Below are 13710 nucleotides of genomic sequence, written 5' to 3'. Positions count from 1 at the left end.
CACTACACCTTTCATTTATCTAGATCTGATCACGTAAAATTTGTATGACACTACCAGCATTTTCTTTAAATTCCGGTAACTTAGACTTAGGTACATCCGATGCTTTAGGTAGTTGCACCTTCATTGCATCCACTGGGCGTGAATTTTTGATCAACTCATAATGGAGATGAGGACCTGTAGAGCGCCCCGTATTTCCACTTAAAGCGATTTTTTGACCACGAGTGACCGTATCCCCCACTTTTACCAGAATTCGGTGTAAGTGCAGGTACCTTGTTACGTACTCTCGACCATGTTTAATAACCACATAATTGCCCGCTAAAGGATGGCGACGTGCTTTCACCACTTTGCCATCGCCCGTCGAATAAATAGGTGTGCCCGTTGGCGTGGCAAAATCGGTTCCATTGTGGGGAGAAATACGTCCCGTAACTGGGTGCTTTCTATGAGGATTGAAACGAGAACTGACTCGATATCGCTTATTGGTTGGCAAACGATCAAATGCCTGCTCTAAGCTTTGACCAGACTTGTCGTAAAAACGATTATCATCAAATTTAACAGCGGTGTATTCTTTTCCTCTATTCACGTACAGCAAAGCTTTAACATCACCTCTGCCTACCGCTTTGCCATCGATAAATTCTTGCTCGATCTGAACAGCGAATTTGTCACCTCTACGCGCTAAGCGCCCAAAATCAAACTTCCACTGCATCGATTTAACAATGGTCGTGATTTGCCCCGGTGACAACCCGGCATTCAATGCCGACTGATAAAAGCTTCCGGATATTCGCCCTGTAACCACAACAGGTTTCAATTCTCCGGAGTTTTCCAATCTTTGATATTGATACCCTGATTCGCCAAGCGTATAAAGATCATACTCTTTGGCATTGCGATCAATACGTAGCTCATCTAACTGACCATCCGTGTCTAACGTCCATGTTAACGTCATTCCGGGGCGAAGCCGTTCAGCAGCCTTATTTGTATTAATTAGCGCGTACATGTCATTTAGTTTCAGACCGTACTGCTCGAAGACCGTGCTAAGCAGCTCCCCTTTCGCGACGACATGTGAATGACTCGGCTCTATTGCATTCGCCAACTCTTCTTCAAGTTCGTCTTTAGGGGCAGAAAACTCTGGGGCGTTAGAATCAATTTGAGCACCAAGAGGTTCGCTGTTTTGATCTGAAAGCGCTATGGTTTGTTCACTTTCAAGATCAATTTCAACTCGTTCAGTAGGCGTTGCGGCAGATTGTGATGAAATCGAAACGGGGTTTGGACGCCAAAATGATACACCGATGGTTAATATCGTTAGGCTCAGAATAGTAAGTTTGTGTTTTTTAGGTAATCGCTGCCAGTGTTTGGCAGCGACATTTATATTTTTCATTCAGATAAACAGCTAGCGAATTGGGAGCCTAATGACTTTAAAAAGTCGAAATACGCCCCAGACTGCACTTTGATATTCACCGCAAGTGGATCAAGTTCGCCTTTATTCACACCTGTCCCACGCGTTACGGAGGTCACTACAGCTGGGGTAAATTGAGGCTCAGAGAATACGCAATATGCATCTTTAGATTCAAGCTTTTTACGTATTTTGTTTAAGGTTTTTGCTCCAGGCTTTCGCTCTGGGCTAACAGTAAAATGACCTAAATTGTTCAATTTAAAATGATTTTCGAAGTAACCGTATGCATCATGGAAGACAAAATAGCCGTTGTGGCGAACAGAAGATAATTTAGCTTCTATCTCTGCGTTTGTTTTATTTAAGTTAACTTCAAACGCAACCAAATTATCTTGGTAGCGTTTTGCATTGCTTGGATCAATCTCAGATAACTTGTTTGCAATGGTGGTAGCGGCTTGAAGAGCTTGATCAGGACCTAACCAAAAATGCGTATCATAGGCACCATGGTTATGCCCTTCGTGTCCGTCATGTCCTTTATGATGATCGTGACCTTCATGGTGGTCGTGCCCCTTATGGTCATCATGATCATGATGCTTTTCTTCATTGTGATGCGCTTCATCTTTATCGCATCCACAATCACCATATTTTCGTAACTTAACTTCAGGTTGTTGTTGAAGGGCGAAAGCACCAGAATGACTTTCCATTACACCAGTCAGAAAAGTTTCCATGTCTTCACCGATCCAAACCACTAGATCGGCTTTTCTGATCTTTTTAATGTCAGATGGCTTCAAAGCATAGTCATGAGGAGAAGTATTTGTAGACAGCAGAACGTCTGAGGTGGATACTCCCTCGGTAATTTCATTGGTAATGAGTTGAACAGGTTTTATGGAGCTTAAAACGTTAGCTGCGCTGGCGATAGAAGGCATCAACCCTAACAACAAAAATACATGACCAAAACGTGGCATTTTATCCTCTGAGTATTCAGTACTTGGCGTAAATGGGGGTAAATGTTACTTTATAACACATCAGTAATGCAATAGCGGTTTATAATGACTCTCCTCGCTTCACTCAAATCTATACGGGTACAATTTGGTGATAAGCCCGTTCTCGACAACATCAATCTAGACCTACACAAAGGTCAAATTACGACATTAATTGGTCCTAATGGAGCGGGGAAATCAACATTAGTAAAAGTGTTGCTTGGACTCAACAAGCGTTTTGATGGCACATTATCATTTACTGGCAAACCTAAAATAGGGTACGTTCCGCAAAAACTCAGGTTAAATGACACCCTTCCTCTTAGCGTTGAGCGATTTCTAAAACTTGCTGGGAAATACAGCAAACAAGAGCGGCTAGAAGCCTTAAAACTGGTTGGCGCTTCCCATTTGCTGAATAACAATATGCATCGGCTGTCTGGTGGTGAAAATCAGCGTGTTTTGTTAGCAAGAGCATTGCTTCAAAGACCCGAGCTGCTTGTTTTGGATGAACCAGCACAAGGTGTTGATGTGCAAGGTCAAATAGACCTTTATAACTTAATCGACCATTTGAGACACCGATTTAACTGTGCTGTATTGATGGTGTCGCATGACCTACACCTTGTCATGGCCAAGACCGACCATGTGGTTTGCTTGCATCACCACGTATGCTGCTCAGGTACACCTGCTGCCGTTAGCGAACACCCATCTTACATTGCGCTGTTTGGTCACCGTAGCCGAGAGTCATTGGCTTTTTATCAACACGATCATCATCACCATCATGACCTTTCTGGCGATCCCGTCGCCGGAGACGCTGATGCATGTCAACATATTCAACACGGTCACAAACATGATTGAGTTTCTTCTCCCCTCTATTCTCGCTGGTATTGCTATCGCACTGATTGCAGGTCCATTAGGGTCTTTTGTCGTCTGGCGTAAGATGGCGTACTTCGGCGATACCCTAGCGCACGCTTCGTTATTGGGTCTGTCTTTGGGCTTTTTGTTGGATATCAATATCTATCTGGCATTGGTTATTTGCTGTATTGCGCTTGCAGCCATTTTAGTCACGCTTCAAAAACAAGAAGTTGTCGCAACTGACACGTTACTCGGTATTTTGGCGCATAGCTCGCTTTCACTGGGATTGGTGGCAATCAGCTTTTTCGATAACGTACGTGTTGATCTAATGGGGTATTTGTTCGGCGATCTACTTGCGGTTTCTCCACAAGATTTAACCTTCATATTTGCTGGTGGAGCTTTCATTATCGCAGCGCTAATGTATTTTTGGCACCCTCTACTATCAAGCAGCGTCAATGAAGAACTCGCGAGTATAGAAGGGATTAATACTGACTTTATGCGCCTTGTTTTGATGTTGCTGGTTGGTGTTGTCATCGCGGTAGGAATGAAGTTCGTTGGAGCACTTTTGATCACCTCACTTATGATTATCCCTGCTGCCGCTGCACGCAGATTTTCGCGTACACCAGAACAAATGGCGATTCTATCTTCGCTGTTTGGCGTTGCGGCAGTATTATCTGGCCTATCATTTTCATGGAATCTGGACACGCCAGCCGGACCTTCCGTAGTGATCAGTGCCGCCATTATTTTTATATTGGCTCAATTCAAGAAAGTAACGCACTAAGCGATTGTTACAAAGAAACTTTAATCACGATTCAAGATCAAAACAGGGAAGCCTCGCTTCCCTGTTTTAGTTTTCTAATCTAGCTATAAGAACAATTACTTCCAACGATTGTAATGCCATATCCATTGCGTTGGGTTCTTTCGAATAACTTGCTCTAGGTATTCCATTGTCGTTTTGGCTTCCGCCTCCATTCTCGCTTTCCCAAATAAATCCTCTCTCTGAGGCAATTTATTAAAAAACAGAGATTGCTTTTGCTTACCTGACAAAGTGTGATGAAGGTAGGCTGAACAACCCAGCTTTTGCGCAATAAAGAATGGAGTGGTTGGAACCTGAGTATCAAAACCAAAAAACTGCGTGTTAACGCCATCGGCACGCAGATCCATGTGAAACACGACCCAACGCCCTTCTGAAATGGCTCTGACTAACCCGAGGATGCTGTTACTGCCTCGCTCGACAAAAGGAATCTCTAATTCTTCAGCTGCCGTCTCGATGATCGTATTTTCAGTTTCTCTTTTTCCATCTTTACCAGCACCAAAAATCGTTTCGGTTGGTACACCTTTCTTATTCAGATACCAAGTTACTGCATCATAAATTCCGGTATGTAGGCATAGGATGACACCGCCCTTACCTTGCTTAGCTTCCTCGACAATGCTTTTAAGTCCATCATCAGATTCGAAAATGTGAGCATTGAGATGACAAACTCCCATCAAGTTCATCAATGTTTGTTTAGCGGAGGCTTTTGATATCTGCTTTCGCCAATTGACATCACTTTGCGGAAATACGCGACGCAGTCCTTTATCTGCGGTTTTAAATCGACCTACATGCAAAACCGGAGCGAGTAGACTTGCCATTGTCTTTTTGAAGAAGAAAGGGGTTCGGATAAAAGCACGAGTTCGGCGAGCAACTTTCTCGTGTTTTGCTTTATCTTTTGCAACATTGTCGCTTGCTGCATTTATTCCTTTATTCTTCTTAGTGTTATCAAAAGTCTTAACTGTCATGCAGATTAAACCAATCCAATACCTGACGAATCGTTGCGCTAAGATCAAAGTCCACAGACATAAGATCCATTGACAGCCCAAACTCACTTTCAACGTTGGTAATCAGGTCTATAAAGGAAAACGAATCAACGTAATCGAAGAATGAATCATGTTCAGCAACAAGAGTGCCCGGAGCCACTAACTTAGAAATATAGGCATTAATAAAGCTCTCTATTTGCATTCGCTTAGTCTCTCTAGTTGTTCATAAAGTGCGTTTATATCAGTCTTGCCATTAATGTTTCTTGGCATGTTTTTCAACGCAAAGATTTGTTTTGGCGAAATAGCCCTTGGCAGGTAGTTGGAAAACTGTTTTATGATCTCAGGTTCATCCAATTCGTAATCCGATTGGAAAAACACGACGACACCATTGGCATATCCGGCTCGGCTTAACGGCCAAGGCACCGCTGCAACAGTTGATAGATGGCTTACCTTTCGAGCTACCGTTTCAATTTCTCCAAGCTCGACCCGATGCCCAGCAATTTTTACTTGATGATCGTTACGGTCAAGGTGGTGTAATACCCCTTCACGCCATTCCACTAGATCGCCTGTTTTATACCAAAGCGTACCTTCGTTATCGTGGAAGTAAGCTCGCTGAGTATTTTCTTCATCGTTCCAATACTTTCCAGCCAGCTGTACCCCTTTGATATAAAGCTCGCCTTTTAGTTCTTCGTGAAACTGGTCAATTAACTGCGGCTGGTTATCTGAATCAATGATGGCTAATGAATTCTTTCTAAAAGGAAGCCCTACAGGTACGGAAGTCCTATGCCTATCGACTTCAGCTTGATAAGTGTGCGCTGTCACGGTCACGGTGCACTCTGTGGGTCCATAAATATTCACCACTTTTTGCCCCGTCGCTTGCTGCCACTTATCGGCAAGATCTGTCGCTAATGCTTGCCCACAAAAAATACTCAGTTTCAAAGAAGGCAAAGAATCAGGCGCTAATTCATCACGTTGAAGTGACAAATCAATCACAGAAGGAACTGATAACCAGGCTGTAAGTTGATAGTGACGAATAAATTGAATCGGATTGGTTTTAAGAATTTCAGGGATACAATACAAACACGCGCCGTGCATCCAGGCTGAAAACATATCGTGCACTGAAAGGTCAAAACTGAGATCCGAAAACTGGGCTACTCTGTCGGACTTTGACAATGGAAACGCGGTTTGAATGTTTTCCAAATAGCTGGAAAGATTTTGATAAGAGATAGGGATGCGTTTGGGCTTCCCCGTTGACCCTGACGTATGCATGATATAAGCAAGCTTGCTCCCGCTAGTCTCACTTAATGCGATTTCCTTCTCTTTAGTATCATCAACCGAAATAAATTGGTGGTCGGGAAAATCATTTTTCCACTTCTCGACTTCAACACCTTTCTCGAAAATGATCGTCCAACGGGTAGAGGTGCAATCGAGCATTTCTCTCAGTATTTTCTGATGCCCAACATCGCACGCTATTACTTGCGTTTCGGTGTCCAACATTATCTCAGTCAATTGCGCTGGAGATTTTTTATTGTTCATCGGAATCCAAGTAAGACCCGAAAAATAACACCCCATAACACTTGCATAGGCAAACAGGCTACGGTGAGCAAGAACCGCCACTTTTTCAGAGGTGTAGTGACGGCAACTTTCACTCACAGAGTGGGCTTTTTCTACCAGCTCTCGGTAAGTGTAATATTGATTAGCAACCCAAAGAGCAGGCGCATCTGCTGACTCTAGCATCGCTTGGAAAATGTGCTTTCTCATTATGAAGTTCTTCTATTTATGCCGAGTATTTAGGGGGTTCTGACCATCAGTAGTTAAATGGACAAAATGATTAAGGTCAGCGAGTTCTGCACTTTCTGATGCAATCCGTTCTTGCTCGTACAAAATAGCGTCTAAATGTTCAATACAGGTTAGAGGATTTGCCAACACCACTCGAAATACCGTTCCTTCCAACGTTTTTCCTTGATTAACGCGAAGTTTGGTTCGAGAGACAAAGCCTTTACCAGTATCCCTTTGGGTTTCTTGAATGTGCTGATTTAAACGATCGAGCAATTGGTAAGCTACGCCCCTTTCACTCACTTCAAGGCGCTCAATAAGGGCTAAAAGACTTTTGGGTGCATACCGGTAAGTAAAAATGCAAAGTGTTGGAGTGCTAGTGAGTTCAAAATTGGTATTTTTTTTAACTTTACGAGCAAACTGGTGCGCTAAATGAATACTTCCATCCACCAGCTTTGCTATTCCCTGTTTTCCCATCATTGCTAAATTTGAAGCCACTAGCGCTGCGACTGCACCTCGAGAACCTTCTACCGTATGTGCTCCCAAATCATTGGAGCCTTTTCGAATAATATAGTTAGCATGGTGAGATATAGATTGCGTCGCTAATGGGCTTTTGAATAACACCATGCCTGCACCCATGGGAACATAGAGCTGCTTATGCGCGTCTATTGTGACCGAATCAGCCAATTCAATTCCTGCAAACAGATGTCTTTGCCTGTTTGACAACAAGCTGGCTCCACCCCACGCAGCATCGACGTGAAAATGACAGTCTTCCTGATTGGCGATCTCGCCTAACTCTTCAAGCGGATCAATTGCCCCTGTTTCAGTAGTACCAGCGACCCCAACAATCGCCATTATTTTTACGTTTTTTCGTTTTAGAATTGAAATTTTCGATCGCAGATCCGTTATACACATTCGTTGCGCGGAGTCGGTATCGACAACGACTAGGTTACTCTTCCCTAGCCCTAATAAGTCAGCGGCTTTTTTTAAGGAATAATGCCCAGCACCTGAAACCAGAATTGCCAAGTCATCATAAGGGCTCTGTTTAAGCGCTTTCATAAGCCCTATTTCCCCAACATCAGCGTTAAGAGCTCGATTTCTGGCGACCCATAGTGAAGACAGGTTAGCGACCGTTCCTCCTGAGCAAAAATGTCCAAGGCTTACATCGGAACTCAAAGCATCTGAGCTGAGCGAATTGATGTTCTTGGTCAGAGAAAAGCACTGAGAATGAAAGAACGCAATGACGTCTTTTTCTAGCTGAGTAAACACATTGGATGTTTCAACCTTAACGACATTTTGATTCGTAGCCGCTAAGATTTTTGCCATGGGTAAAATATGTTTGGGCAGCGCTGAGGTCATATGACCAATAAAATCTGGGGAAAAAACAGGGGCACTGCAAGCAAGCAGGCCCTGGATAAAATCGCAAAAACCTTCGGCTGTTTGAGGGGAGTCTGATACTTCAAATGAAATCCGTTTTTCTGACACATCAGCCGCAGGTGTTTTGCGAAGGAAGTATTCGTAATCGTGTTGCAGCGCATGTTCGATCATGGCGAGGCAAGACACATCGGTTTGGCCGTTGAAGAAGTCTTCGATACGGATTTCTTTTGTTTGCTCACTTGATACTTCAAGGGCGAGTTCAGGCGTATTCGAAGAGAATTCCAGCATGGCTAAGCAACCTAATGTTTAAAATTCTGAAAAGTCAGTAGTTCGGCGGAATACTACGAACTACTGACTGTTAAATCAGTATTTTCAATTAAACAATACGCTTAGCTTATTCAGCAGAAAGGCAGACTACGCCTGCGCTTCCTGTTCTTTTGATTTGAGGCTTTGATAAAGCTTTGAATAGACAGGATCGGAGTTTAAAAGCTCTTGGTGAGTGCCTTGACCAGAAACTCTCCCTTGTTCAACGACAATAATGTTGTCGGCATGCTCAATCGTGGATAGGCGATGCGCAATGACAACCAGCGTCTTTTCTTTTTGAATATTAGCCAGCGCTTCCTGTATTGCTCTTTCGGATTCAGTATCCAGAGCGGAGGTGGCTTCATCCAGTATTAGAACCTTTGACTTCTTCAGTAACGCTCTAGCTATGGCAAGACGCTGACGCTGACCTCCTGAAAGGGTGACACCATTTTGACCAATTTCAGTATCGTAGCCCTCAGGCAACTGAACAATAAATTCATGGGCGTTAGCCAATTTAGCTGCATTCTCTATTTCGGAGCGCTTCGCGTTCTCTAGCGCTGGATACGCTATGTTATTGGCTATGCTATCGCTGAACAAATGAATATCTTGAGACACAGAACTGATGTGCGTGCGTAAGTTAGAAAGTTCGTAATCTTCAACGTTCACACCATCAAGCAATACCGAGCCGGAATCAACCGAGTACAACCTTGGAAGAAGCTGAACCAAAGTACTTTTACCCGATCCAGATCGGCCGACTATCGCCGTCATTTTGTTAGTCGGAATATCAATGGAGATATTATCCAAGGCTTTACCCGCAGCACCTTCGTAACCAAAACTCACACCATCGAAACGGATGTTTCCTTCCGTAGAGTCTTGCGTGTGTTTTCCTGTGTTGCTTTCTGTAGGTTTATCCAATATTTCAAACAGAGATTCGCACGCTGCCATACCTCGTTGAAACTCAGAAAGCACATTGGTTAAGCCTCGCAAAGGGCGAAGAAGGCTATACATCGAAGCAAATACAACGGTAAATGTGCCCGCAGAAAGCTGGTCATGAATGTTGTCCATACTCGCAATATACAACACAGCTACTAATGCGAACGAGGCAATAGTTTGAATGACGGGGCTAGACACTTGCTGCGCCACGATCAATTTCATGTTTTGCTGGCGAACTTGATTTGTGACACCTTCAAAACGGCAAACTTCTTTTTTCTGCCCGCCAAAACTTAACACTTCTTTGTGCCCTTTCAGCATTTGCTCAGAGCTTGTTGCTAAGTTTCCCATTTCATTTTGAATATTGTGGCTGACTTTTTTCAGGCGCTTAGAAATGACACTGATTAATATGCCTATAACAGGGCAAACAATAAGAAGAACAGAAGAGAGTTGCCAACTGGTCCAGAACATCAAAGCAAGTAGACCAAAAATAGTCACAATTTCGCGCACAAGGGTGATTAAGGTGCTACTGGTCGCCCCAGCAACTTGCTCTGTATCGTAAGTAATTTTGGAAAGTAAGGTGCCAGTGGATTCTTTACTGAAATAAGAAACGGGCATTTTCATTAGGTGATTGAAAAGCTCTCGACGCAACTTCATGACAATGTTGCTTGAAACCCAACTGAGTAAATAACCATAAACAAACCCGCTGCAACCACGTAAAAGTGCGGTTCCCAATATGATAAACGGGAGTATCTGTAGATAATTAGATTCTAGGTCACCAAAGCCTTCGTCCAAGATAGGCTTAAGCAAAGAGAGCATATAGATGTCACTTAAGGCGTTAATCGCCAATGCCACTATCGCTCCGCCTATCGCCAGCTTATAAACGCTGATGTAGGGAAGTAATCGCTTAAATTGTTCGATACTTTTCTTATCTTTAATGACAGTCATAAGAGTTTCGTGAAAATTTTTGCGCTAGATTACCATTAATTCAGTCAGTGTATTGTACTTTTGTCATCAAAACTGCTGCTGGATCTGCTGAAAAATGCTTGTTAAAGTCCCTCACTTCTGTGCGCGACAGTAGCCAAACGAGAATCAAAAATAATTTATGACAATACGAAATGCACTGCGTCGGTTTGACAGCTACCGTCGTGACAAAATGGGATCTTCTGAAATATTACTGTACAAGTTACTCAGTAATAACAAGTCGCTGGAACCTAAGCTTTTAGATAACGAAGATGTGAAGCATATCTTACTGATTCGTAACAATAAGCGTATCGGAAATATGTTTTTTATGTTGCCTTTCATTCGAGAACTTAGAAAGCAATATCCCGATGCCAAAATAGATTTGCTACTGCGCGAACCGTGGCAAGGGCAGTTTTTTCAAAATATGGGGCTAGGGAAATTCGATTACTCCAGCTTCTCTTTCAAACAGATAGTAAGCTGGCTGCAATGTATTTTCCGTTTAAGGAAAAATACCTATGACTTGGTTCTTGTCCCCTACTCTTCTGTCACTGATAGCATGATGTCATCAATGCTAGACGCTCGTAATAAGGTATCTGAGTACGCGAAAGACAGGCTACCTGCAGCCCCTCACTCATCACCGCTGCCTGTGAGACATCCCCACGCAGCGCTAGAAAGTTTAGATATTTTAAAAGGCATGGGAATCAAGCTTGATCCTGAATACGACCACACAATGGCGTTTTCTCAGCAAGAAACAGAGAATGCACAACAAATTTCTCAGCAGTTGCGAAAAGGAAAGGAACACATCACATTGGCTTACTTCCGTGGAGCACGCGGAGAAAAGCAACTTGATGAAACCACCTGGGAAACCGTGCTCACTCAATTTGATGAAGTGACGGGCAAGCAAATCAATTGGATCGAAATATTGAGCCCTGACATCCCAGCCCCACTCAACGCTGAAACACAAACTTATCAATCAAAAGATATGCGAGTACTTGCTGCCGTGCTCAAACAAATGGATGGGTTTATTTGTTGCGATACCGGTCCTTTGCATTTGGCGGATGCCGCTGGAGCAAACTGTGTTGGTCTTTATACTCATACCTCGATAGAGCGATACGGGTTGCTAGGAAGCAACACCGTCAATGTTGATGGGTTAGATAACCTAGACGCGGCGCAAATCCTAAAGTCGCTTAAAATCCCATTTTGATGGTGATTAGAAATCACAATTAAAAAAGACATAAAAAAACCGGAGCTTCTAAGCTCCGGTTTTTTGTATTCACTGAACTTTCTTACCAGCCAGTCACTTCACGAAGTGCTTTACCGATTTCAGCCAGAGACTTAGTCGTCTTAACGCCAGCCGCTTCTAGTGCTGCAAATTTGTCTTCCGCAGTACCTTTACCGCCAGAGATGATTGCACCAGCGTGACCCATACGCTTACCAGGAGGAGCCGTAACACCAGCGATGTAAGAAACTACAGGCTTAGTTACGTTCTCTTTGATGTACGCTGCTGCTTCTTCTTCCGCTGTTCCGCCGATCTCACCGATCATAACGATAGCTTCTGTTTCTGGGTCTTCTTGGAACAACTTCAGAATATCAATGAAGTTTGAACCAGGGATTGGGTCACCACCAATACCAACACAAGTAGATTGACCAAAGCCTTCGTCAGTTGTTTGCTTAACGGCTTCGTAAGTCAATGTACCTGAACGCGATACGATACCCACTTTACCTTTCTTGTGGATGTGACCAGGCATGATACCAATCTTACACTCGTCAGGAGTAATAACGCCTGGGCAGTTAGGACCGATCATGCGAACGCCAGTTTCTTCTAGCTTCACTTTCACATCAATCATATCCGTAGTTGGAATGCCTTCTGTGATAGTAACGATGAGCTCAATACCTGCATCGATAGCTTCTAGAATCGCATCTTTACAGAATGGTGCTGGAACGTAGATTACTGTCGCTGTTGCGCCAGTCGCTTCTACTGCTTCACGAACAGTATTGAATACTGGTTGACCTAAGTGAGTTTGACCACCTTTACCAGGAGAAACACCACCAACCATTTGCGTACCGTAAGCGATCGCTTGCTCAGAGTGGAAAGTACCTTGACCACCAGTGAAGCCCTGACAGATTACTTTAGTGTCTTTGTTAATTAGTACAGACATTATTTCGCCTCCGCAGCAGCTACAACTTTCTGAGCAGCATCTGTTAGCGACTCAGCAGCAATGATATCAACATCAGAATTAGCAAGAACTTCGCGACCTAAGTCTGCGTTAGTACCTTCTAAACGAACAACAACAGGCACTGTTACGCCAACTTCTTTAACCGCACCGATAATACCTTCAGCAATCATGTCACAACGAACGATACCACCGAAGATGTTTACGAGTACTGCTTTAACATTGTCATCAGACAGGATGATCTTGAATGCTTCTGCTACGCGCTCTTTTGTTGCGCCGCCACCTACATCTAGGAAGTTAGCTGGCTTACCGCCATGCAGGTTTACGATGTCCATCGTACCCATCGCAAGACCTGCACCGTTAACCATACAGCCAACGTTACCATCCAGTGCTACGTAGTTTAGTTCCCACTGTGCAGCGTGTGCTTCACGCTCATCTTCTTGAGATGGATCGTGCATTTCACGAAGCTTAGGCTGACGGTACATCGCGTTTGAATCGATGTTGATTTTACCGTCAAGACATAGAAGGTTACCTTCACCTGTCACAACAAGTGGGTTAATTTCTAGAAGAGCCAAATCGTACTGAGAGAACATAGTGCCAAGACCCATGAAGATCTTAACAAACTGCTTGATTTGATCTCCCGCTAGACCAAGTTTGAACGCAAGCTCACGACCTTGGTAAGCTTGAGGACCAACCAATGGGTCGATTGCCGCTTTATGAATCAACTCAGGTGTTTCTTCAGCAATTTTCTCGATGTCCACGCCGCCTTCAGTAGACGCCATGAATACAATTTTACGACTAGCACGGTCAACAACGGCACCTAGGTACAGCTCGTTAGCAATGTTCGATGCTTCTTCAACTAGGATTTTTGTTACTGGCTGACCGTTAGCGTCTGTTTGGTAAGTAACAAGGTTTTTACCCAGCCACTTTTGTGCAAATTCTTTTACGCCTTCTTTTGTGTCATGCAGTTCAACGCCGCCCGCTTTACCGCGACCACCAGCGTGTACCTGGCACTTAACGACTTTCTTCGCTGTACTGATGCGGCCGGCAGCTTCAAAAGCTTCTTGAGCTGTATCACACGCGAAACCTTCTGGTACAGGCAAACCGAATTCTGCAAACAGCTGTTTGGCTTGGTATTCATGCAAATTCATTGTGTTATTCCGTTTGTTTATCCCTT

The 13710-nt window shown here is 43.7% G+C and carries 12 protein-coding genes; 3 read left to right on the top strand and 9 right to left on the bottom strand.

Translation table 11 applies throughout. The features are described 5' to 3' along the window. Positions 1-19 precede the first annotated feature (19 nt). Positions 20-1372 (bottom strand): murein DD-endopeptidase MepM, encoded by a 1353-nt coding sequence (gene mepM / locus LDO37_RS04950; protein ID WP_126610202.1) that lies wholly within the window; start codon positions 1370-1372, stop codon positions 20-22. Next, complete coding sequence (znuA, locus tag LDO37_RS04945; RefSeq protein WP_126610201.1) at positions 1369-2349, bottom strand: zinc ABC transporter substrate-binding protein ZnuA; 981 nt, start codon at positions 2347-2349, stop codon at positions 1369-1371. The genes mepM and znuA overlap by 4 nt, the downstream gene beginning before the upstream one ends. 84 nt (positions 2350-2433) lie before the next feature. Between znuA and znuC the strand changes: the two genes are divergently transcribed. Together znuC and znuB are read left to right on the top strand one after the other, a co-directional pair. Continuing rightward, on the top strand, positions 2434-3216 hold the full coding sequence (gene znuC, locus LDO37_RS04940; RefSeq protein ID WP_126610200.1) for a zinc ABC transporter ATP-binding protein ZnuC: 783 nt from the start codon (positions 2434-2436) through the stop codon (positions 3214-3216). Beyond that, positions 3209-3994: a zinc ABC transporter permease subunit ZnuB gene (znuB, locus tag LDO37_RS04935; RefSeq protein WP_126610199.1), complete on the top strand. Its 786-nt coding sequence runs from the start codon at positions 3209-3211 to the stop codon at positions 3992-3994. The genes znuC and znuB overlap by 8 nt, the downstream gene beginning before the upstream one ends. Before the next feature lie 95 nt (positions 3995-4089). Here the strand turns inward: znuB and LDO37_RS04930 are convergent, their stop codons facing one another. The 5 genes from LDO37_RS04930 to msbA form a co-directional block, all read right to left on the bottom strand. Continuing rightward, a complete protein-coding gene (locus LDO37_RS04930) occupies positions 4090-4992 on the bottom strand; it encodes a lysophospholipid acyltransferase family protein (protein ID WP_126610198.1) in 903 nt (300 codons plus the stop codon). Next, positions 4982-5212: a phosphopantetheine-binding protein gene (locus LDO37_RS04925; protein WP_126610197.1), complete on the bottom strand. Its 231-nt coding sequence runs from the start codon at positions 5210-5212 to the stop codon at positions 4982-4984. The genes LDO37_RS04930 and LDO37_RS04925 overlap by 11 nt, the downstream gene beginning before the upstream one ends. After that, the gene (locus LDO37_RS04920; protein WP_126610196.1) at positions 5203-6771 is read right to left on the bottom strand and encodes an AMP-binding protein; all 1569 of its coding nucleotides are present in this window, start codon (positions 6769-6771) and stop codon (positions 5203-5205) included. Before LDO37_RS04920 ends, LDO37_RS04925 begins: the two co-directional genes overlap by 10 nt. Before the next feature lie 12 nt (positions 6772-6783). Continuing rightward, a complete protein-coding gene (gene panP, locus LDO37_RS04915) occupies positions 6784-8451 on the bottom strand; it encodes a pyridoxal-dependent aspartate 1-decarboxylase PanP (protein WP_126610195.1) in 1668 nt (555 codons plus the stop codon). 126 nt (positions 8452-8577) lie between these two features. Further along, positions 8578-10344: a lipid A export permease/ATP-binding protein MsbA gene (gene msbA, locus LDO37_RS04910; protein WP_126610194.1), complete on the bottom strand. Its 1767-nt coding sequence runs from the start codon at positions 10342-10344 to the stop codon at positions 8578-8580. A 157-nt stretch (positions 10345-10501) separates the two neighbouring features. On the opposite strand from msbA, the gene LDO37_RS04905 reads away from it, so the two are divergent. Further along, positions 10502-11563, top strand: coding sequence for a glycosyltransferase family 9 protein (locus tag LDO37_RS04905; protein WP_126610193.1), 1062 nt, complete (start codon positions 10502-10504; stop codon positions 11561-11563). Positions 11564-11645: 82 nt separating this feature from the next. On the opposite strand, the gene sucD is transcribed toward LDO37_RS04905, so the two are convergent. Together sucD and sucC are read right to left on the bottom strand one after the other, a co-directional pair. Then, a complete protein-coding gene (sucD, locus tag LDO37_RS04900; protein WP_101113524.1) occupies positions 11646-12518 on the bottom strand; it encodes a succinate--CoA ligase subunit alpha in 873 nt (290 codons plus the stop codon). Beyond that, positions 12518-13684, bottom strand: coding sequence for an ADP-forming succinate--CoA ligase subunit beta (gene sucC, locus LDO37_RS04895; protein WP_101113523.1), 1167 nt, complete (start codon positions 13682-13684; stop codon positions 12518-12520). The genes sucD and sucC overlap by 1 nt, the downstream gene beginning before the upstream one ends. Between the last annotated feature and the right edge of the window lie 26 nt (positions 13685-13710).

It is taken from the genome of Vibrio penaeicida (assembly GCF_019977755.1).
In the GTDB taxonomy this organism is placed as follows: Bacteria; Pseudomonadota; Gammaproteobacteria; order Enterobacterales; family Vibrionaceae; genus Vibrio; species Vibrio penaeicida.
This window is presented reverse-complemented; position numbering and strand designations above follow the sequence as displayed.